This is a genomic window from Streptomyces sp. NPDC057424 (genome assembly GCF_042803315.1).
GTDB lineage: Bacteria > Actinomycetota > Actinomycetes > Streptomycetales > Streptomycetaceae > Streptomyces.
Genome location: NZ_JBHVCP010000008.1, coordinates 111,264 through 131,580 on the forward strand (window position 1 = coordinate 111,264; position 20,317 = coordinate 131,580).

At 71.1% G+C, this 20,317-nt stretch carries 16 protein-coding genes and 1 pseudogene; 5 read left to right on the top strand and 12 right to left on the bottom strand.

Annotated elements, in window-relative coordinates:
- Positions 1 to 41 precede the first annotated feature (41 nt).
- The 6 genes from ACFU3E_RS10010 to ACFU3E_RS10035 form a co-directional block, all read right to left on the bottom strand.
- Positions 42 to 1,829, bottom strand: a complete 1,788-nt coding sequence (locus tag ACFU3E_RS10010; RefSeq protein WP_384154515.1) for an ABC transporter ATP-binding protein — start codon at positions 1,827 to 1,829, stop codon at positions 42 to 44.
- A 3-nt stretch (positions 1,830 to 1,832) separates the two neighbouring features.
- The gene (locus ACFU3E_RS10015) at positions 1,833 to 2,891 is read right to left on the bottom strand and encodes an iron-siderophore ABC transporter substrate-binding protein (RefSeq protein WP_384154517.1); all 1,059 of its coding nucleotides are present in this window, start codon (positions 2,889 to 2,891) and stop codon (positions 1,833 to 1,835) included.
- Positions 2,892 to 2,979: 88 nt separating this feature from the next.
- Positions 2,980 to 3,837, bottom strand: coding sequence for an ABC transporter ATP-binding protein (locus tag ACFU3E_RS10020; RefSeq protein ID WP_384154519.1), 858 nt, complete (start codon positions 3,835 to 3,837; stop codon positions 2,980 to 2,982).
- A 39-nt stretch (positions 3,838 to 3,876) separates the two neighbouring features.
- A complete protein-coding gene (locus tag ACFU3E_RS10025; protein WP_384154521.1) occupies positions 3,877 to 4,938 on the bottom strand; it encodes a FecCD family ABC transporter permease in 1,062 nt (353 codons plus the stop codon).
- Positions 4,935 to 5,996: a FecCD family ABC transporter permease gene (locus ACFU3E_RS10030; RefSeq protein ID WP_384154523.1), complete on the bottom strand. Its 1,062-nt coding sequence runs from the start codon at positions 5,994 to 5,996 to the stop codon at positions 4,935 to 4,937. The genes ACFU3E_RS10025 and ACFU3E_RS10030 overlap by 4 nt, the downstream gene beginning before the upstream one ends.
- 91 nt (positions 5,997 to 6,087) lie before the next feature.
- Positions 6,088 to 7,443 (bottom strand): lysine N(6)-hydroxylase/L-ornithine N(5)-oxygenase family protein, encoded by a 1,356-nt coding sequence (locus tag ACFU3E_RS10035; protein ID WP_384154525.1) that lies wholly within the window; start codon positions 7,441 to 7,443, stop codon positions 6,088 to 6,090.
- A 248-nt stretch (positions 7,444 to 7,691) separates the two neighbouring features.
- Here ACFU3E_RS10035 and ACFU3E_RS10040 point away from each other — a divergent pair, with 248 nt between their 5' ends.
- Positions 7,692 to 8,639, top strand: coding sequence for a methionyl-tRNA formyltransferase (locus ACFU3E_RS10040; protein ID WP_384154527.1), 948 nt, complete (start codon positions 7,692 to 7,694; stop codon positions 8,637 to 8,639).
- Between the two features lie 79 nt (positions 8,640 to 8,718).
- On the top strand, positions 8,719 to 9,198 hold the full coding sequence (locus ACFU3E_RS10045; protein ID WP_384154529.1) for a MarR family winged helix-turn-helix transcriptional regulator: 480 nt from the start codon (positions 8,719 to 8,721) through the stop codon (positions 9,196 to 9,198).
- Here the strand turns inward: ACFU3E_RS10045 and ACFU3E_RS10050 are convergent.
- The 4 genes from ACFU3E_RS10050 to ACFU3E_RS10065 all read right to left on the bottom strand — a co-directional run bounded on the left by ACFU3E_RS10050 (position 9,180) and on the right by ACFU3E_RS10065 (position 14,107).
- Positions 9,180 to 9,881: a response regulator gene (locus ACFU3E_RS10050; protein WP_384154531.1), complete on the bottom strand. Its 702-nt coding sequence runs from the start codon at positions 9,879 to 9,881 to the stop codon at positions 9,180 to 9,182. The two genes, ACFU3E_RS10045 and ACFU3E_RS10050, sit on opposite strands and share 19 nt — an antisense overlap.
- Positions 9,878 to 11,506 carry an ATP-binding protein gene (locus ACFU3E_RS10055; RefSeq protein WP_384154533.1) on the bottom strand — a complete coding sequence of 543 codons (1,629 nt, stop codon included), beginning with the start codon at positions 11,504 to 11,506 and terminating at the stop codon, positions 9,878 to 9,880. The genes ACFU3E_RS10050 and ACFU3E_RS10055 overlap by 4 nt, the downstream gene beginning before the upstream one ends.
- A gap of 116 nt (positions 11,507 to 11,622) precedes the next feature.
- A complete protein-coding gene (locus ACFU3E_RS10060) occupies positions 11,623 to 12,126 on the bottom strand; it encodes a hypothetical protein (protein WP_384154535.1) in 504 nt (167 codons plus the stop codon).
- 85 nt (positions 12,127 to 12,211) lie between these two features.
- Positions 12,212 to 14,107 carry an ABC transporter ATP-binding protein gene (locus ACFU3E_RS10065; protein ID WP_384154660.1) on the bottom strand — a complete coding sequence of 632 codons (1,896 nt, stop codon included), beginning with the start codon at positions 14,105 to 14,107 and terminating at the stop codon, positions 12,212 to 12,214.
- 215 nt (positions 14,108 to 14,322) lie between these two features.
- Here ACFU3E_RS10065 and ACFU3E_RS10070 point away from each other — a divergent pair, with 215 nt between their 5' ends.
- Entirely contained in the window at positions 14,323 to 15,306 is a 984-nt protein-coding gene (locus tag ACFU3E_RS10070; RefSeq protein WP_384154537.1) for a YbhN family protein, read from the top strand.
- A gap of 387 nt (positions 15,307 to 15,693) precedes the next feature.
- Positions 15,694 to 16,791 carry a mechanosensitive ion channel family protein gene (locus ACFU3E_RS10075; protein WP_384154539.1) on the top strand — a complete coding sequence of 366 codons (1,098 nt, stop codon included), beginning with the start codon at positions 15,694 to 15,696 and terminating at the stop codon, positions 16,789 to 16,791.
- Positions 16,792 to 16,805: 14 nt separating this feature from the next.
- Here the strand turns inward: ACFU3E_RS10075 and ACFU3E_RS10080 are convergent.
- Positions 16,806 to 17,337: pseudogene (locus ACFU3E_RS10080) on the bottom strand (M1 family aminopeptidase); the annotation flags it as partial.
- Between the two features lie 251 nt (positions 17,338 to 17,588).
- On the opposite strand from ACFU3E_RS10080, the gene ACFU3E_RS10085 reads away from it, so the two are divergent.
- Positions 17,589 to 19,808 (top strand): NADP-dependent isocitrate dehydrogenase, encoded by a 2,220-nt coding sequence (locus tag ACFU3E_RS10085; protein WP_384154541.1) that lies wholly within the window; start codon positions 17,589 to 17,591, stop codon positions 19,806 to 19,808.
- An 87-nt stretch (positions 19,809 to 19,895) separates the two neighbouring features.
- Here the strand turns inward: ACFU3E_RS10085 and ACFU3E_RS10090 are convergent, their stop codons facing one another.
- Positions 19,896 to 20,237: a DUF5713 family protein gene (locus tag ACFU3E_RS10090; RefSeq protein ID WP_384154662.1), complete on the bottom strand. Its 342-nt coding sequence runs from the start codon at positions 20,235 to 20,237 to the stop codon at positions 19,896 to 19,898.
- Positions 20,238 to 20,317: the final 80 nt, after the last annotated feature.

Below are 20,317 nucleotides of genomic sequence, written 5' to 3' on the forward strand. Positions count from 1 at the left end.
CTTCCAGAATGTGGAGTTAGGCTAACCTAAATAAGGGTTGCCTAACTACCCTCTCGCCAGGCCCGCCACAGTCGTGCGTACCGGCCGCCCAGAGCCACCAGTTCCTCGTGCGTCCCCTGCTCCACGACGCGTCCCGAGTCGAGCACGGCGATCCGGTCCGCGGCCATCGCCTGGGTCAGCCGGTGCGCCACGAACAGCGTGGTCCGGCCCGCGCACGCGGCCAGTACGGCCCGCTCCAGCTCGGCGGCACCCTCGCTGCCGGCCTCCGCGGTTGACTCGTCGAGCACCACCACCGGCGCCCGGCCCAGCACCAGCCGCGCCAGGGCGATCTGGGCGACCTTGGTGACGTCCAGGCGCTCACCGCCCTCGCCGACCGGGGTGTTCAGCCCGTCGGGCAACGCGGCGACCCAGCCCTCGGCACCGACGGTGCGCAACGCGTCCATCAACTCGGCGTCGCTCGCCCCCGGCGCGGACAGCCGCAGGTCGTCGGCGAGCGGGCCGGAGAACACGTGCGTCTCCTGCGTCAGGATGCTCACCAGGGCCCGCGCTCCGGCCTCGTCCAGATCGGCGAGGTCCGTCGCCCCGATGCGCACCGACCCGGACTCCGGAGTACCGATACCGGCGATCAGCGCGGCCAGCGTCGTCTTGCCCGCCCCCGTGGCACCCACCAGGGCGAGCGAACCACCACCCGGGATCGCCAGGTCGACATCCCGCAGCACCGGCTCCTCGGAGCCCGGGTAACGGAACGTCAGCCCCTCGACCGTCACCGGGTGCGTTCCGGCCCGGGCCGCCGTGACGGACTCGTCGCCGACCAGCCGCTCCTCGGCGGACTCCCCCAGCACCCCGACCAGGCGGGTCAGGCTCGCTCCCGACTTCTGCGCCTCGTCGAAGGTGAACATGATGGCGCCCAGCGGGGTGAACAGCCGGTGGAACAGCAGCGGGGCCGCCGACACCTCGCCCAGGGTGGCCGCGTCGGCCTCCAGCAGGGCGTACCCCACCACGAGGATCAGGACCAGGCCGATGAACTCGGCGCGGTTCTCCCGGCCGACGAACCGGCCGAAGAACCGGAACACCTCGATGCCGAGCTCGCGCACCCGCCACGACTCGGTGGTGACCTTCTCGCGGAAGGCGCCCTCCAGGCGGTAGGCACGGACCGTGTCGATGCCGTTCAGGCCGCTGATGAAGGCCTGGGCCCGGTCGGCCTGGGCCACGCGCTGCTTCCGGTACAGCGGTGCGGACCGGGGCAGGTACCAGCGCAACGCCAGCGCGTACGCGGGCAGCGCGCCGGCGCCGGCCAGGCCCAGCCGCCAGTCCAGTCCGAACATGCCGAGGGTGGCGATGACGACCAGGACGCCCGCCGAGAACACCGTGGGGACGGCCGTGCGGATGCCCTTGGAGATCACGGCCACGTCGTCACCGACCCGGGAGAGCACGTCACCCCGGCCCACCTGCTCGATCCGTGCGCTCGGCATGCCGAGCACCGCCCGGACGGCGCCTTCACGCAGCCGCGCGAGCAGATCCGCGCCCAGCCGTCCGATCAGGTACGTCGACACCGCGGTGGCCGCCGCGCCGAGCAGCGCGGCGGCACCGATCAGCACCCCGATCGTGACCAGGACCGAACGGTCCTCGCCCCCGACGACCCCGTCGACCACCCGGCCGAGCAGGAGCACCGGCAGCACCTGGAGCGCCGCCCCCGCGACCGTGGTGAGCACGGTCGCGGTCGTCAGCCCGGGCATCGTGCGGCAGTGTGCCGCGACCCAGCGGGCGGCCTCGCGTCCGGTCGTCGTGCGCAGGGCCGCCGGGGCGACGCGCGTGTCGGTGGTGCTCACTCCCTACTCGACCGACTTGACGAGCTCGTCGATCGCGTACGGCATGGACAGCAGGGTGCCCTGGGAGATGGCCGCGCCGACCGCCGGACCCTCACTGTCGAGCAGGTAGGACACGTTGCCCTTCTTCACCGCGTCGAGGTTGGCGAACAGCTTGAACTTCTTGAGCGCCTCGGTGTCGGCCTTGTCGTTGATGACGAAGATGTGGTCGACGTCGACGAGGTCGATGCGCTCCGGCGAGAGCGTGGTGTAGAAGTTGCCGCCCGCGACCTTGTCGATCTCGGTCTGGTACTTGTAGCCGATGCCCGTGACGAGCCGGCCGCGCACGTCGGTCGAGGTGAAGGGTGCCACCGAGTCCTTGTACCAGGACAACGCGACGGCGGTCTCCTTGCCGAGCTCGGGGTGCGCCTTCCTGGCCGCGTCGAGCTGCCCCTGGATGCCGTCGACCATCTTCTGGCCCTCATCGGCCTTGCCGAGGGCCTTGGCGATGTGCAGGGCGTTGTCCTGCCAGGGCGCGCTGAAGGGCTCCTTCTCGCCCTTGGTGCGGGCCACCGTCGGGGCGATCTTGGAGAGCTTGCCGTAGGCGGCCTGGTCGATCTCGGAGTAGACCGCGACGATCAGGTCGGGGCGAAGGGCCGCGATCTTCTCGTAGTTGGGTCCGGAGTCGCCGTTCTTCATGACGACCTCGGGCTTGGCGTCACCCCACTTGTCCTTCACCCAGGGCCACTGGGTGTTGATGTCGGGGCTCTTGCCCGGCGGGTTCGGATACTGGTCGACCATGCCGACGGGCTTGATGCCGAAAGCCAGGACGGTCTGGTCGTCGGTGTAGCCGACGGAGACGACCCGCTGGGGTGCCTTCTCGACCGTCGTGGATCCGAACGCGTGCTCCACGGTGACCGGGAACGCCCCTGCGGCCGCGGCCTGAGTGCCCTCGTTCTTGTTGTCCGCCGTGTCCGCCGAGTCGGAACCGCATCCCGCGAGGAGACCGACACCGAGGGCGGCGGCGGAGAGGACCGCCGCCAGCCGCCGCCATGGCTTCCCGGGCGTCGTTCGATGGAGGAGCATCCAAAACCCCTTGCTTTCGCGCTAGTTCGCTGCACCCTCGCCTAAGGGCAGGCAAACCTTATCGCGAGTTAATGAGGTGAGCCTAGCCTTACTTTTGCTCGGGCGCCGGGAGGTGTCCCGGCACCACGTGTGTCCGCCCGATCGGCACGATCAGCGGCCGGTCGCCGACCGGGTCGTCGATCACCCGGGCTCGCAACCCGAAGGCCTCGTGCAGCAGTTCGGCGGTGATGACCTCACGCGGATGCCCCTGCGCCAGGATCGAACCCTCCCGCATCACCACGAGGTTGTCGCTGTAGCGCGTGGCCAGGTTGAGGTCGTGCAGCACCATGACGACGGTGCAGCCGGACTCGTGCAGGTCGTCCACCAGATCGAGGACGTCGACGGCGTGCGCCAGGTCCAGATACGTCGTCGGCTCGTCGAGCAGCAGCAGATCGGTGCCCTGAGCCAGCGTCATCGAGATCCACACGCGCTGCCGCTGCCCGCCGGACAGCGCGTCGACCGGGCGGTCGGCGAGGTCGGACACCCCGGTCATGGCGAGTGCGCGTTCCACCACGTCGGCGTCGTCGGACGACCACTGGCGCAGCCAGCTCTGGTGCGGGTGACGGCCCCTGGCGACCAGGTCGGCCACGGTCAGCCCCTCCGGTGCGACCGGAGCCTGCGGGAGCAGGCCGAGCTTCTTCGCCACGTCCCGGGTCCTGAGCCGGCCGATGTCCTCGCCGTCCAGGACGACCGACCCCCTGGCCGGCTTGAGCAGCCGCGACAGCGTCCGCAACAGGGTCGACTTCCCGCAGCCGTTGGGACCGATGATCGTGGTGATCACGCCGGGCGGTATCGCCACGTCGAGTTCGTCGATGACGACCCGGCCGCCGTAGCCGACCGTGACGCCTCGGGCTGCCAGCCGCGAGGCGCCGCCGACCGCGGCCTCGGTGACGGACTGTGCGACCACGGGTCCCCCCTTGCTTAGGTTCACCTGACTCTTGTACATCTACCGGAGGTTCGCACGCACCAGCAGATAGACGAGGAAGGGCCCGCCGATCGCGGCGGTGACCACGCCGACCGGGAGCGAGACCGGCAGCGCCGTGCGCGCGATGAGGTCCGAGCCGATCAGCAGCAACGCACCCACCAGGCCCGAGGCCGCCATCGGCGGGGTGGGACAGCGCGCCAGACGCATCGCCACCTGCGGTGCCACCAGCGCGACGAACGGCACCGGGCCCGCCGCGCTCACCGCCACACCGGCCAGCAGCACCGCGCACAGCAGCAGGACCGCCCGCACCCTCGCGTACCGGACGCCCAGGCCCGCGGCGACCTCGTCGCCGAAGTGCATCGGCCTGAACTGGAAGGCGACGCAGGAGACGACGGCCAGGAGGACGAGCCCGCACCACAGGGCGGTCCGGACCTCGCCCCACGAGCTGTCCTCCAGCGAGCCGACCAGCCACACCTGGGCCCGGGCGACATCCCTGATGTCGGCCGTGACCAGCAGCCAGGTCGTGATGGCCTCCATCACGGCGCTCACCGAGATGCCGATGAGGATGAGCCGGAAACCGTCTACCCCGCGCCGCCACGCCAGGAAGTACACCAGCAGGCCCGTGCCGAGCCCGCCCGCGAGCGCCGCTGCCGAGAGGCCGACGGAGTTGACGATCGCCGCGGCGGTCCCGCCCGAGACGGTCACCAGGAACACCGCGACCGCACTGGCCCCCTGGGTGATCCCCAGTACGTCCGGGCTGGCCAGGGGGTTGCGCGCGATGGACTGCGTGATCGCCCCGGACACCCCGAGCGTGACGCCCACGACGAGCCCGGCCAGGGCGCGCGGCATCCGCAGGTCCATGATGACGAACTGGTCGACCCGCTCGCCCCGTCCGAGGATCGTGGCGATCACCTGCGGAAGGCCGATCGGGAAGTCCCCGACGCCGATGGACACGCAGAACACCAGGAAGGTCGCCGCCGCGAGCAGCAGCGTGACGCACACGATCCAGGGCCGCCAGACGAACGACACCCGGCCGAGCCGCACGCCCGGCGGCAGGGACGGCTTCACATCGGTCACGTTCATGCTTTCCTGAACTTTCCGCGCCACACGAGAACCGCGAAGAAGGGGGCGCCGAGGAGCGCCACGAGGACGCCGGCGTCCAACTCGCCCGGCCGTACCACCAGTCGGCCGACGATGTCGCAGAGCAGCAGCACGACGGCCCCGAGCAGACCGGCGTACGGCACGAGCCAGCGGTAGTCCGGCCCGGTCAGGTACCTGGCGACGTGGGCCACCATGAGTCCGAGGAAGGCGATGGGCCCGCACGCGGCCGTCGCCGCGCCCGCCAGCAGGGTGATGGCGGTGATGCCGACGGTCCGGCTCAGCGCGGTGTTCACGCCCAGCCCCCGGGCCACGTCGTCGCCCAGGTTGAGCAGGTTGAGGGAGGGCAGTGTGGTCAGGGCCAGCACCAGCCCGGCGCCGATGAAGGCGGTCACCGGCCAGATGACGTCGAATCCGGTACCGGCGAGGGAGCCCGCGTTCCAGAACCGCAGGGCGTTCAGCGCCGCCTGGTCGGACAGCGCGACGGCGGTGGTCATCGCCGCGAGGAACACCGTGACGCCCTGGCCGGCCAGGGCGAGGGTGAGCGGATTGCCCGCCCCGCGCCCGATGCTCGCCAGCCCGAACACCACGACACCGGCGACGGCCGCCCCGGCGAAGGCGAACCAGACGTACTGGAACGGGTCACCGAGCCCGAACACGGAGATCGCCACCACGACCGCGAACGAGGCACCGGAGTTCACCCCCAGCAGGCCCGTGTCGGCGATCGGGTTGCGCGTGAAGCCCTGGATCAGCGCCCCGCCGACGCCGAGGGCGACGCCCGCGACGATCCCGAGGACCGTGCGGGGCACCCGCACCGTCTCGACGATGAGTCTGATCTCCGTGAGCCGCCGGCCGGCCTCCGGGGCGCCGAACAGCCCCTGCCACACCTCGGTGGGGCTGAGCGCGCGTGCGCCGACGGCCAGCGACAGGATTACGGCGATCACGAGGACCGCCAGGAGGGTGCCCAAACCCACGACCCGTCGCCGGCGGGTCAGTGCCGAGCCCCTGGGCGCGGGGCGCTCCACTGCAGCAGTCGTGCCCATGTCGACGTACGTTATCCCTTGCGCGGTCGGCGACTTGACCGGACGGTGCCTCCCTGCTGCCGCAGCAGGCGACGTTCGCCCCGTCACGGCACTAGCGGGTCGTGCTGCCCGTACCGTCGGCGAGCGTCCGCGTCCGGTCCGCGACGGGCGCGGCACCGCGGCCGAGGAGCGAGTCCAGGATCTCGCCCACCCTGATGGCGGTGTTGGAGAGCAGGGACGAGGTGATGCCGTGCGTGTGTTCCGTGCCGCCCTGCAGGTAGATGCCGCACCGCAGAGCGGCGTCGGTCGCGATGCGCCAGTCGCGCTCGACGCGGACGCGGCCCTCGTCGTCGCGGAGGCAGCGGTCGGCGACCTCACCGAGCAGGCCCGTGGGGTCGACGGGGCTGTAGCCGGTGGCGAAGACCACGACGTCCGCGTCCAGATCGGTCTCCTCGCCGGTGACGAGGGATGTGACGGTGGCCCGGACGCCGGACGGGGCCTCCTTGACGCCGGTGACCCGGGAGACGTTGAGGAACCGCAGCCGCTCGGTGCCGAGAACCTTCTCCTGGTACGACTGCCGGTAGAGGTCGTCGATCAGGTCGATGTCCACCACCGAGTAGTTGGTGTTGCCGTGGTATTCCATCAGCCGGCGCTTGATGTCCTCGGGCGCCGCGAAGTACGCGTCGACCGCCTGGGGGTCGAAGATCCGGTTGGCGAAGCTGCTGTCGTCGGCGGGGCTGTAGCCGTAGCGGGAGAAGACGGCGCAGACCTCGGCCCGGGGGAAGCGCCGATGCAGGTAGGCGACGTTCTCGGCGGCGCTCTGACCGGCACCCACGACGACGAACCGGGAGGGCGAGGCCTCCTCCAACGCGTCGACTTTCGCGAGCAGTTCGGAGTTGTGCCAGACGCGTTCGCCGCGCTCCACGCCCTCGGGCAGGAGCGGGCGCAGGCCGGTACCGATGACGAGGTTGCGGGCCCGGTGGACTTCGAGGCCGCCGCCCGACCGTACGGTCACCTCCAGGTACTCCACGACGCCGTCCCGGGTCACGGGCGCGACGCCGACGACCTCGTGGCCGTAGGAGACCATGTCGTCGACCTGGGCCGCGGCCCACTCGAAGTAGTCGTGGAACTCCACACGCAGCGGGAACAGGTTCTTGTGGTTGATGAAGTCGATCAGCCGGCCCTTGCTCTGCAGGTAGCAGAGGAAGCTGTACTCGCTGGCCGGGTTCCGCAGCGTCACCAGGTCCTTGAGGAAGGAGACCTGCATGGTGGCGTCGTCGATGAGCATGCCGCGGTGCCAGCCGAAGCGGGGCTGCTGCTCGAAGAAGTGGGCGGTGACCGCCTCCTGCCTGCCGACGCGGGTGTTGTGCTCGCGCAGCGCGATCGCCATGGCCACATTGGACGGCCCGAAGCCGATACCGATCAGGTCGTGGACCGGTGGTGCGTCACCAGGAAGAACCTGCGACATGTCACTCCCATCGTGCGGGGCAGCCGCGTGTCAGGTGTGGAGGGAAGGAAAGGCGGGCATGCCAACGAGGCGGCACCCCAAGGAACTTAGGTGAGCCTAAGCTAAACCCGTGGAGGTGTCGACAGGACAAAGCAGACACCCCTCGGACCGAGGATCCGCCAACTGCACCTTCTCGCACACCCGTTGCGCACTAAGGTAAGCCTTGCTTTACTTGCCTCGGCCAGTACCTTGCTCTGAGGAGGAACCCCATGCGGGTCGTCATGTTCGGTTACCAGACCTGGGGGCACCGCACCCTGCAAGCCCTCCTGGAGTCCGAGCACGACGTGGTGCTGGTCGTGACCCACCCCAAGAGCGAGCACGCCTACGAGAAGATCTGGAGCGACTCCGTCGCGGACCTCGCCGAGGAGCACGGCGTCCCGGTGCTGATCCGCAACCGCCCGGACGACGACGAGCTGTTCGAGCGCCTCAAGGAGGCCGATCCGGACATCATCGTGGCCAACAACTGGCGTACGTGGATCCCCCCGCGCATCTTCGGCCTGCCCCGCCACGGCACACTGAACGTGCACGACTCGCTGCTGCCGAAGTACGCCGGGTTCTCCCCGCTGATCTGGGCTCTCATCAACGGCGAGCCCGAGGTGGGCGTCACGGCGCACATGATGAACGACGAACTCGACGCCGGCGACATCGTCCGGCAGGAGGCCGTGCCGGTCGGGCCGACGGACACCGCGACCGACCTCTTCCACAAGACCGTCGACCTCATCGCCCCGGTCACCATCGGCGCGCTCGGCCTGATCGCCTCCGGACAGACGGAGTTCACGCGGCAGGACCGCTCCCGGGCGTCGTTCTTCCACAAGCGGTCCGACGAGGACAGCCGCATCGACTGGACCTGGCCGGCAGAGGACCTGGAGCGACTGGTGCGCGCCCAGTCCGAGCCGTACCCGAGCGCCTACACCTTCCACCAGGGCAAGCGGCTCGACGTCCTGGCCTCGTTCGTCTCCGAGGGCCGCTACGGCGGCACGCCCGGCCGCATCTTCTACCGCGAGGGCGAGGGCGTGGTGATCGTCGCCGGCGCCGATGCCCGCACCGGACGCAACCACGGCCTGGCCATCACACGCGTACGGACCGAGGACGGACGGGAGTTGCCCGCGGCCGAGTACTTCACCTCGATGGGCGGCTACCTCACCAACCGCCCCTGACGCGTCATCCGCCGGACTCCAACCAGCCGCCGCCCGGCCGGCGTTCACAGGAAGGGCACAGCCGGGCTACGGTTCACGCATGACGCCCCCCAGCGTGCTGAACCTCAGCGCGTACCTGATGTACGCGACGGGGAAGGCCGCCCGCCGTACCCTGTCGGAGAAGCTCACCGCCAGAGGCTTGCGGTTGTGGCATCTGACCGTCCTGACCCTGGTCGCCGACCTCGGTCCGCAGCCCAAGGGTGTGCTGGCCGCGCGGCTGGACATGAACGCCAGTGACCTCGCGAAGATCGTGAAGGACCTGGCCGCGGCGGGACAGGTCGAGTGCGTGCGCAGCCTCGCCGACCGCCGCCGCGTCGACGTCCGCGTCACCCCGGAGGGCAGGACCGCGCTCGACCATCTCAACGCCGACATCGCGTCCGCGGACGAGGATCTCCTGACGCCGCTGAGCGAGGCCGAACGGGAGCAACTCGCCTCTCTGCTGCGGCGCGTACACGCCCACCACGAGGACATGGGCCCCGCGGCCGGGGCCCGGTTGGCGGCTCAGGCCCGCCACCCGTAGCGGCGTTCGGGCCGGCCGGCGGCGCCGTAGCGCAGGGACACCTCCGCGCTGCCGGTGCCGTGGAAGTACTCCAGGTAGCGGCGGGCACTCACCCGGGACACACCGGTGACGGCGGCGCACTCGGTGGCGGACAGGGTGCCGTCGGCCTCGCGCAGGGCCCGCTCCACGAGTTCGGCGGTCTCCACGCTCATGCCCTTGGGCAGGCCGGACGCCGGTGCGGGGGCGAACGCGCCGGCCAGGACGCGGTCCACGTCCGCCTGGCCCCGGACCACCGTCGTGAGCAGCCGGCCCCGCTGGGCGGCGTAGCGCTCCAGGCGCAGGCGCAGGTCCTCGAAACCGAAGGGCTTGAGGAGGTAGTCGACCACACCGCGGCGGACCGCGCCGCGAACGGTGTCGGCCTCCGTCGCCGCACTGATGACCATCACGTCGCAGTCGTGCCCGGCGGTGCGCAGCCGGGGGATGACGTCGAGTCCGAAGAGGTCGGGGAGGTACAGGTCGAGCAGGATGAGGTCGGGACGCAGTGCGTCGACCGCCTCGATGGCCTGTCCGCCCGAGTGGGCCGCACCGACGACGCGGAACGGCTCGACGCGTTCGACGAACGCGCGGTGGACTCTGGCCACCATGAAGTCGTCGTCGACCACGAGGACGTCGATCGTGCCCGCCTTGTCGCTTGCCGCGGTCATGGGGCCGCTCCTTCCCTCACCGTACCGGCGAGGTGGCTGACGGTCATGCGTGCGGTGAACACGGCCCCTTCGGGGGTGTTGGCCACCGAGATCTCTCCCCCGTGCCGTTCGCAGACCAGCTTGGTCAGAGCCAGTCCGATACCGCTCTCGCCCTCCCGCGCGGCCTTGGTGGTGAAGCCGTGGGAGAAGACCTCGCGGGCCAGTTCCGGAGCCACGCCCGGCCCGGAGTCGCGGACCGCGATCTCCACGCTGGAGGCGTCCTGCCGCAGCGCGACCTCCACCCAGGCGTCGTCCCGGGCGGCGGCGGCGTCGACGGCGTTGTCCACCAGGTTGCCCACCACGGTCGCCACGTCGGCGGCGTCCTCCGGGGCCAGCCGCTCCAGCGCGGTGTCGTCCGAGATCCGCAGGCTGACCTTCCGTTCCGCCGCGAGGGACGCCTTCGCCATCAGCAGCGCGGCGACCGCGGTGTCCCGGACGCGGCGGCTGAGGGTGACGTCCAGGGACTGGCGGCGCCGGCTCAGCGCGCGGATGTAGCTGACGACTTCGTCCTGCTCGCCGATCTGGATCAGCCCGGAGATGGTGTGCAGCTGGTTGGCGAACTCGTGCGCCTGTGCGCGCAGCAGTTCGGAGGAGCTGCGGAAGGAGCCGATCTCCCGTTCCAGCCGGGCGAGTTCGGTGCGGTCGCGCAGAGTGGTGACCGAGCCGAGGGGCCGGCCGTCCTTGGTGACGGTCATCCGGTTCATCACCAGGACCCGGCCGTGGCGGACGACGACCTCGTCACGCTCGCCGGCGGCGGTGCCGGACAGCACGTCGCGCAGTTGCCCGTCGACACCGAGGCCCTCCAGGCTCTGGCCGACGCAGTCCTTCGGCAGGTCGAGCAGGCGGCGGCCCATGTCGTTGACGAGGGTGAGCCGGTGCTGCGGGTCCAGGGCGATCACGCCCTCGGCGATCCCGTACAGCATCGCCTCCCGGTGTTCGGCGAGCCCGGCGATCTCGCCCGGCTCCAGCCCGAGGGTCTGCCGTTTGACCCGCCGCGCCAGCAGCCAGGAGCCCGCCACGCCGAGTCCGCTGGCGATGCCGAGATAGGCGAGCAGGTAGGAGGAGGCGCCGCTGAGCCGCTGCCACACCGTCGGATCGGCCTCGCCGATCATCACCGTGCCGAGGATCCGGCCCAGGTTCTCCTCGGTGGCTCCGAGGACGGGCACCTGGGCGGCCAGCTCGCGGTGACCGTCCAGTGTGAGCTGCCCGGACCAGCCACGCCCCCGGGCTGTGCCAGGCCCGAGCCGCATCCGCTCGCCGATCGCCGTGGGGTTCGTGGAGCTGACGATCCGCCCCGCTCCGTCGGCCACCGTCACCGACGTCACCCCCGACTGCGCCTGCGTGGCGAGCACCAGCGGGGCGAGCGCCTCCCCCGGCGCGGGACGCACCAGCTGGCTGCGCACCAGCGGGTTGGCGGCCAGTTGCTCGGCGAGCGCGCTCACCCGGCGTCCCTCGACGCGGTTGAAGGTGGCCTGGGACTGGGCGAGGGAGACCGCGGCGACAGCCAGCAGCACCACCACGACGATGGCGAGCTGGAGTACCAGCATCTCGCCCGCGAGTGAATGGCGACGAAAGGTGGCGACCACGACGAACTCAATCTCCGGTGCCGCCGCGAGGGGGGGCGGCTCATGTGCCGAGTCGCACCATCATGACGCCCGCCGGTATCAGCGACAAGAAGTCGTCCGGGACTGCCCCTCTCCTGTCACTGCTTGCCCGGCTCGGGGCCGATGCCCCGCAGCTCCCGGATCGTGCCGCCGAGCTTCGCGCGGAAGGACTCCATCAGCGCCGGCTTCACGCTGACCACCCAGCGCGGGCCGACGAGGTACTTGCCTCCGTAGACGCGCGCCTCCTCCAGCCAGGTCTCCTTGAACCTCTCCTCGGGGAAGGTGGTGATGACGTAGTCGGCCTTCTTGGTGCGGCACAGGCCCTGGCGCAGCTCGTCGGCGTCGATGCGGATCTTCGCCTTGCAGCCGGTCAGCCCGGCGATCACCTCCACCTTGGCCGGTGCGACGACTCCGGCGGCGGGAGCGGCGGTCACGCTCGGCGCCGCCTTGCCGCCGCCGGTGCCCCGGTCGCCGTCATCGCCGCCGCATGCGGTGACGAGGGGAAGCAGGACCAGGGCACCGGCCGCCGCGACGGCGCGCGGCCGGTGGGCGCGGGACGGGCCGCGGCGGGTGGATCGAACGGGCGGTTGCTGCTGGGACACGTCGCCTCTCCGGGTGCGGGCCGTCGGCCTGTCGGCAGGAGTACTCGACAGGAGTACGCACAGGTCCGGGCGGGCGTTCACGCCGCTACGCGGCCTCCTCCACCGCGGCGCCCCGGGCCCCGTCGGCCGCCCCGCCGAACTGGGTGCGGTACAGCTCCGCGTACCGCTGCCCCGCCGCGAGGAGTTCCTCGTGCGTGCCCCGTTCCACGATCCGTCCGGCCTCCACGACCAGGATCTGGTCCGCCGCACGGACGGTGGAGAGCCGGTGGGCGATCACGACGGCCGTGCGGCCTTCGAGGGCTTCGGCGAGGGCTTCCTGGACGGCGGCCTCGGAGGTGTTGTCGAGGTGGGCGGTGGCCTCGTCGAGGATGACGACGCGCTGGCGGGCCAGCAGCAGCCGGGCGATGGTCATGCGCTGGCGTTCGCCACCGGAGAGGCGGTAGCCGCGCTCGCCGACCACGGTGTCGAGGCCGTCGGGCAGGGACCGTACGAGGTCGTCGAGGCGGGCCCGGCGCAGGGCGTCCCACAGGTCGTCCTCGCCGGCCTCGGGGCGGGCGAGCAGGAGGTTGGCGCGGACGGTGTCGTGGAAGAGGTGGCCGTCCTGGGTGACCATGCCCAGGGTCTGCCGCAACGACCGCGCCGTCAGGTCGCGGACGTCGACGCCGCCGATGCGCACGGCCCCCTCGTCGGTGTCGTACAGGCGCGGCATCAGCTGCGCGATGGTCGACTTGCCCGCGCCGGAGGAGCCGACGAGGGCCACGGTCCGGCCGGGTTCGGCACGGAAGGACAGTCCGTGCAGGACCTCGTCGCCACCGCGCTTGTCCAGGGACGCGACCTCCTCCAGGGAGGCCAGGGAGACCTTGTCGGCGGCGGGGTATCCGAAGCGGACCTGGTCGAACTCGACCGCCACGGGCCCGTCGGGCACCGGGCGCGCGTCCGGCTTCTCATCGATGAGCGGCCGGAGGTCGAGCACCTCGAAGACCCGCTCGAAGCTGACCAGGGCGCTCATCACCTCGACGCGCGCCCCCGCGAGCGCCGTCAGCGGCGCGTAGAGCCGGGTCAGGAGCAGCGCGAGCGACACCACCGCGCCCGGTTCCAGGGCGCCGCGCAGGGCGAACCAGCCGCCGAGGCCGTACACCAGGGCCAGGGCGAGGGCCGAGACCAGGGTGAGAGCGGTGATGAAGGCCGCCTGGGCGGTCGCCGTCCGGATGCCGATGTCAGCGACCCGGCGGGCCCGTTCGGCGAACTCCCGCGACTCCTCCTCGGGACGCCCGAAAAGCTTGACCAGCGTGGCACCGGGCGCGGAGAACCGCTCGGTCATGCGGGTGCCCATCGCCGCGTTCAGCGTCGCCGCCTCCCGCTGCATCCGGGCCATCCGGCTGCCCATGCGCCGGGCCGGGATCACGAACACCGGCAGCAGCACCAGCGACAGCAGGGTGATCTGCCAGGACAGCGTGAGCATCACCGCGAGGGTGAGCAACAGCATGACGAGGTTGCTGACCACTCCGGAGAGGGTGTTGCTGAACGCTCGCTGGGCGCCGATGACGTCGTTGTTGAGCCGGGAGACGAGGGCGCCCGTACGAGTGCGTGTGAAGAACGCGACCGGCATGCGCTGCACATGGTCGAAGACGGCGGTCCGCAGATCGAGGATGAGATGCTCGCCGAGCGTCGCCGACAGTCTCCGGCCGAGGATGCCCAGCGCCGCCTCCGCCACCGCGATCAGCGCGATGAGCAGGGCCAGACGTACGACCCTGCCCTCGTCCCCGTCCGACACGATGGTGTCCACGACCGACCCGGCCAGGACGGGCGTCGCCACTGCCAGCAGGGCGGTGCCCATGCCGAGCAGGACGAAGAGGGCGATGCGGCGCCGGTGCGGGCGGGCGAACGCGCCGATGCGGCGCAGGGTCGCCAGGGCGAAGGGGCGGCGCTCCTGTTCGGCGTTCATGACGCTGTGCAGCTGTGTCCACGCTGTGGTCTCCATACTCATGGAGGCGACCGTAGAACCTCAAGCAATCTTGAGGTCAAGGAGCTCGCACATCGCCCCGACATCCCGCACAATCAGCCCGATCCCGCTCTTCCCCGTCCCTCCGCGCAAAGGCCCCGATGACGCTCCCCACACAGCCGCTTCCCGCGCGCAATCCCCAGTCCCCGCTCCCGCAACCCGCAGTTGGCACGACGTGGACAGCCTCGGGAGACGTGACAGCGGTACAACTCCCCGAACTCCGCCCGGGACGGCTCCCCCGTCGCGTCCCGGTCCGCCTCCTGCGGCGGATCCTGTGTCTGCTCCCGCTCCTGCTCGTCACCGTGGTCGCGGTGCGGCACCGGTCGGTGCTGGCCGCCGGTTTCGCGCATCTGGGCACCGCCGAGTGGCCCTGGCTGCTGGCCGCGGCCGGGACGACCTGCCTGACCTGGGTCGCCGCCGCCTGCACCCGGCAGGGCGCGGTCGTCGAGCGACTGCCCCGACGGCGGCTGCTGGCCACGCAGTTCGCGGCGGGCGCGGCCAACCACCTGCTGCCCACCGGGCTGGGCGCGAGCGCGGTCAACCTGCGGTTCATGACGGTGTGCGGGCTGCCGCTCGCCCGCTCCTCGGCCGCCCTCGGCCTGTACCTGCTCGCCGAGAGCGTCGGCCGGGTAGCGCTGCTGGGCGCCCTGCTTTTCGCGTTCCCCGACGCGCTGAGCCTCGGCACACTGGTCCCGGAGACGGCGTTCGGCCCGCTGCTGGCCGGCGCCGCGGTGGTGCTCATGATCGCCGCGACCGTGCTCGCCCTGGTACGACGTCTGCGCTCGGCCCTGGTGTCCTTCCTGCGGACGGCGCTCGGCGAGGCGCGCACGGTGCACACCCGTCCGGCGCGGGCCCTGGCGCTGTGGGGCGGGTCCTTCGCCTTCCCCGCGCTGCAGGCGTCCGTACTGGTGCTGGTGGGGCGGGCGCTGGGGCTGGACGTCCCGCCCGCGCACATGGCGGTGGCCTATCTGGCGGCGACGGTCGCCGTCGCGCTGGTGCCCACGCCGGGCGGGATCGGCTCGGTGGAGGCGGCGCTGGTCGTGGCGCTGGTGGCGGCGGGCGGCCCGGCCGCGGTGGCCACCGCCGTGGTCCTGGCCTTCCGGGTCATCACCGTCTGGCTGCCGCTGGTGCCGGGCGCGCTGACGCTGGCGGCGCTGGTGCGGCTGAAGGTGATCTGACCCGGGCGGCGTGCGACGTGGTCGACGGTCCGGCCGCCGCGGTCCGGGAGCTCGGGGCGGACCACCGGGCTTCCGGCGGATCCGCGTGAAAGAGGGAACGCGTGCGTGCCGGGCGTGGCGACGCCACGGCGGTCCGCCAGAACGAACCTGCGCCGAACCGGGCGTGACAGTGCGTCATGTGCAGTAGCTCACCCTCCGCTCACCCCCGTCTGCGGTACGGAACCCCGTACGGGATACGGCAGGATGAGCGATCGTGCCAGACCGCAGGTCAGGGTGGTCGGGCACCTTCGAGCATCCCGGAAGACAAGCAGGTGACGACGTGACGAGACTTCACATCCGACCGCCGGTGACGGCATTGCCCGCGGTTCCCCGCCCCGGAGGTGGCCGGTGAACCGGGCGCTCACCGTGGACGATCTGCTGTTCGCCGGCATCGCCCTCGCCTCGGGCCTGCTGGCGGCGTTCGCACTGCGCATCCTGCTGCGCTGGCTGGGCGGGCACGCCGACCGCACCCGCTGGAGCGGCGACGACGTCATCGTGCACGCGCTGCGAGCCGTGGTGCCCTGGGCCGCGGTCGTGGGCGGCGTGGCGGGCGCGGCGGCGGTGCTGCCGCTGACCGGCGCGGTACAGCACACCACCAACCAGGTGCTCACCGTGCTGCTCATCGTCGTCGCGACGGTGTCGGCGGCCCGGGTGGTGACCGGGCTGGTGCGCACGGTCACCCAGTCCCGTTCCGGAGTCGCCGGTTCGGCCACGATCTTCGTCAACATCACCCGGATCCTGGTCCTGGCGATCGGCTTCCTGGTGGTGCTCCAGACTCTGGGCATCTCCATAGCGCCGCTGCTCACCGCCCTGGGTGTCGGCGGTCTGGCGGTCGCGCTGGCGTTGCAGGACACCCTCGCCAACCTCTTCGCGGGCATCCACATCCTCGCGTCCAAGACCGTCCAGCCCGGTGACTACATCCGGCTCAGCAGCGGAGAGGAAGGCTACGTCGAGGACATCAACTGGCGGCAGACGACGATCCGCAACCTGTCCAACAACCTCGTCGTGCTTCCCAACGGTCAGCTCGCGCAGGCGAACATGACCAACTTCATGCGCCCCGAGGAGCAGCTGACCATCCTGGTCCAGGTCGGGGTGGCCTACGACAGCGACCTGGAGCACGTGGAGCGCGTGACCAACGAGGTCATCGCCGAGACCATGACCGAGGTCGAGGGCGCCGTGCCGGACCACGAGCCCATCATCCGGTTCCACACCTTCGGCGACTCCCGCATCGGTTTCACCGTCATCCTGGGCGTCGGCGAGTTCAGCGACCAGTACCGGATCAAGCACGAGTTCATCAAGCGCCTGCACAGGCGCTACCGCGCCGAGGGCATCCGCATCCCCGCCCCGGCCCGGACGGTGGCGCTCCAGCAGAGCGGGGTCGTCATCCCGCAGCAGCGGACGGGCGAGATCGAGCCCGGGGGACTGAGTTCCGCCCGGCTCGACTGAGGCGCGCCGGCTCCTTACAGCGTCGCGGAGTCCTCGTGGTGACGGCTGTCCCTCCGGTCGCGCGGCGCCGAGAGGGACGCCTTCACCGGCGTCACGGTCCAGTCCGGGTGCCGGGCATCCGCGGGGTCTTCGTGCCGTACAGCCAGTCCCGCAGGAAGCCGTCGAGGTCCTGACCGGAGACCTCCGAGGCGACGGCGATGTAGTCCTGGGTGGAGGCGGACGAGTCGCGGTACCGCTCCAGGAACGCGCGCTCGAGGACCGTGAAGGCCGCCTCGCCGACCTGCAGCCGCGGCGCGTACAGCACGAGCACGCCGCCCGGGTAGCGCTGACCGTCGAACAGGTCGGCCGCGTTGGGCGCCGCGACCGGCCCGGAGTCGCGACGCCACTGGTCGCCCTGGGCGTACGTGTGCTTCATACGGGCTGCCAGCGTGGTCATGCCCAGGGAGTCGGGCCGGCCGCGCTCGTAGCGGTACAGCAGCCCGTAGAAGTCGGCGTGGCCTTCGTTCAGCCACAGGTCGGCCAGGTGGCGGGGCTGACGCTGTTGCCGCCGGTGTCGCCGCCGTGCCGATCAGGGCGGCCGCGGGGCCGTCACTCCGGTGCGATATCCCATGGTCCGCTTCCGCTCGGACGGCCGGGTGGTCAGGTCCGGCCGTGGCTGGGAGTGAGTGATCTCTCTCCTGGACACGGGAACGGGGCGATCGGTTGCACGAAACTGGTCGCGGACCCCTGTCGAGACGAGGTCGGTCACGAGATATCTTGATGTCGAGCAATGTTGCAGACGTGGAGCGGAGCACCCGGTGACTGACTCGACCATCATCTATACGCACACTGACGAGGCCCCCGCCCTGGCGACGTATTCCTTCCTGCCGGTGGTCCGGGCGTACGCGTCGCAGGCGGGTGTCGCCGTGGAGACCCGCGACATCTCGCTGGCCGGACGCATCATCGCCCTGTTCCCGGAGTACCTGACCGAGGACCAGCGCATCCCGGACGCCCTCGCGGAGCTCGGCGAGCTGGCCAAGACGCCCGCCGCCAACATCATCAAGCTGCCGAACATCTCGGCGTCCATCCCGCAGCTCAAGGCCGCCGTCGCCGAGCTGCAGGGCCAGGGCTACGCGCTGCCCGACTACCCGGACGACCCGAAGACCGACGAGGAGCGCGAGATCCGCGCCCGCTACGACAAGGTCAAGGGCTCGGCCGTGAACCCGGTCCTGCGTGAGGGCAACTCCGACCGGCGCGCCCCCGCCTCGGTCAAGAACTACGCCAAGTCCCACCCGCACCGCATGGGCGCCTGGACCTCCGAGTCCAAGACCAACGTGGCGACCATGGGGCAGAACGACTTCCGCTCCACCGAGAAGTCCGTCGTGATCGCCGAGGACGGCGCGCTGCGCATCGAGCTCGTCGGCGACGACGGCACCACCACGGTGCTGCGCGAGTCCGTCCCCGTCCTCGCCGGTGAGGTCGTCGACGCCTCCGTGATGCGGGTCGCCGCGCTGCGCGAGTTCCTGACCGCGCAGGTCACCAAGGCCAAGGCCGAGGGCGTGCTGTTCTCGGTGCACCTGAAGGCGACGATGATGAAGGTCTCCGACCCGATCGTCTTCGGCCACGTGGTGCGCGCCTTCTTCCCGAAGACGTTCGCGCAGTACGGCGACAAGCTCGCCGCGGCCGGCCTCACGCCGAACGACGGTCTGGGCGGTATCTGGAAGGGCCTGGACTCCCTGCCCGAGGGCGCCGAGATCAAGGCCTCCTTCGACGCCGAGCTCGCCGAGGGCCCGGAGCTGGCGATGGTCGACTCCGACAAGGGGATCACGAACCTGCACGTCCCCTCGGACGTCATCGTCGACGCCTCCATGCCGGCCATGATCCGCACCTCAGGCCACATGTGGGGCCCGGACGGCAATGAGCACGACACCCTCGCGGTGCTCCCGGACTCCTCCTACGCGGGCGTCTACCAGGCCGTGATCGACGACTGCCGGGCCAACGGCGCCTACGACCCGTCCACCATGGGCTCGGTGCCGAACGTCGGCCTGATGGCGCAGAAGGCCGAGGAGTACGGCAGCCACGACAAGACCTTCGAGATCCCCACCACGGGCACCGTCCGCCTGGTCGACCGGAACGGCACCGCGCTGATCGAGCAGGCCGTCTCGGCCGGTGACATCTTCCGCGCCTGCCAGACCAAGGACGCGCCGATCCGGGACTGGGTGAAGCTGGCCGTCACCCGTGCCCGCGCCACCGGCGACCCGGCGGTGTTCTGGCTGGACGAGACCCGCGCGCACGACGCCAACCTGATCGCCAAGGTCAACACGTACCTCGCCGAGCACGACACCGAGGGCCTGGACATCCGGATCCTCAACCCGGTCGAGGCGACGAAGCTGTCGGTGGAGCGCATCCGCCGCGGCGAGAACACGATCTCGGTCACCGGCAACGTCCTGCGTGACTACCTGACCGACCTGTTCCCGATCCTGGAGCTGGGCACCAGCGCCAAGATGCTGTCGGTCGTCCCGCTGATGGCGGGCGGCGGCCTGTTCGAGACGGGTGCGGGCGGCTCGGCGCCGAAGCACGTGCAGCAGCTGGTCAACGAGAACTACCTGCGCTGGGACTCCCTGGGTGAGTTCTTCGCCCTGGTGCCGTCCTTCGAGCAGCTCGCCAAGGTGGCGGGCAACGCCCGCGCCCAGGTCCTGGCCGACACCCTCGACCGCGCCACGGCGACCTTCCTCAACGAGGACAAGTCCCCGACCCGCCGTGTCGGCGGCATCGACAACCGCGGCAGCCACTTCTACCTGTCCCTGTACTGGGCGCAGGAGCTGGCCGGGCAGACCGACGACGCGGACCTGGCGAAGGTCTTCGCCCCGCTCGCCGAGACGCTCGCCGCGAACGAGCAGAAGATCGTCGACGAGCTGATCGGTGCCCAGGGCAAGCCGGTCGAGATCGGCGGCTACTACCAGCCCGACCCGGCGAAGGCCGCGGCGGCCATGCGCCCGTCCACCACGTGGAACGAGGCCCTGGCGTCCCTGAGCTGACGCCCACGGCCCCATCGGCCCCCTGACTCCGCCCCGACCGGCACAGCGCCCGGCCGGGGCGGAGCCGTGTGCAGCCCTCCCCCGGCCTCACCACTCCCGCGTGGCGATCAGCTCCTCCACATCGGCGTCCGGGAAGCCGTACGCACGCGCGACGAAGTCGAAGTTCCCGGCTATCTCCTCCCGGGCCACCGTCTCGATCTCACTGCCCGCCGCCTCGAACGCGGCCTCCAGGTCGTTGAACTCCTCGGTGGCCGCCCGCGTCAGCTCGTACAGCGCGGCGAGGCCGGCGGGACGCTCCCGCTCGATGCGCTCGCACAGGGCTAGCAGGATCGCGCGGCCGCGGTCCACCACATGGTCCGGGTAGTAGTCGTCCTCGTACAGCGCCCGGAGGAACGGATGGGTGCTCACCTGCTCGTTGCTGATCGGCATGACGTCCTCGGCCTCGATGGTCCGGTGATGTGGCACCTTGATCCTGCCGGACACCACTGACAACGCCCCTGGAGCCGCCC

Excerpts from the sequence above, each read along its gene's own strand:
- ACFU3E_RS10015 (WP_384154517.1), bottom strand. The coding sequence starts at position 2,891 with ATGCTCCTCCATCGAACGACGCCCGGGAAGCCATGGCGGCGGCTGGCG.
- ACFU3E_RS10025 (WP_384154521.1), bottom strand. The coding sequence starts at position 4,938 with ATGAACGTGACCGATGTGAAGCCGTCCCTGCCGCCGGGCGTGCGGCTC.
- ACFU3E_RS10030 (WP_384154523.1), bottom strand. The coding sequence starts at position 5,996 with ATGGGCACGACTGCTGCAGTGGAGCGCCCCGCGCCCAGGGGCTCGGCA.
- ACFU3E_RS10035 (WP_384154525.1), bottom strand. The coding sequence starts at position 7,443 with ATGTCGCAGGTTCTTCCTGGTGACGCACCACCGGTCCACGACCTGATC.
- ACFU3E_RS10040 (WP_384154527.1), top strand. The coding sequence starts at position 7,692 with ATGCGGGTCGTCATGTTCGGTTACCAGACCTGGGGGCACCGCACCCTG.
- ACFU3E_RS10045 (WP_384154529.1), top strand. The coding sequence starts at position 8,719 with ATGACGCCCCCCAGCGTGCTGAACCTCAGCGCGTACCTGATGTACGCG.
- ACFU3E_RS10050 (WP_384154531.1), bottom strand. The coding sequence starts at position 9,881 with ATGACCGCGGCAAGCGACAAGGCGGGCACGATCGACGTCCTCGTGGTC.
- ACFU3E_RS10065 (WP_384154660.1), bottom strand. The coding sequence starts at position 14,107 with ATGGAGACCACAGCGTGGACACAGCTGCACAGCGTCATGAACGCCGAA.
- ACFU3E_RS10090 (WP_384154662.1), bottom strand. The coding sequence starts at position 20,237 with ATGCCGATCAGCAACGAGCAGGTGAGCACCCATCCGTTCCTCCGGGCG.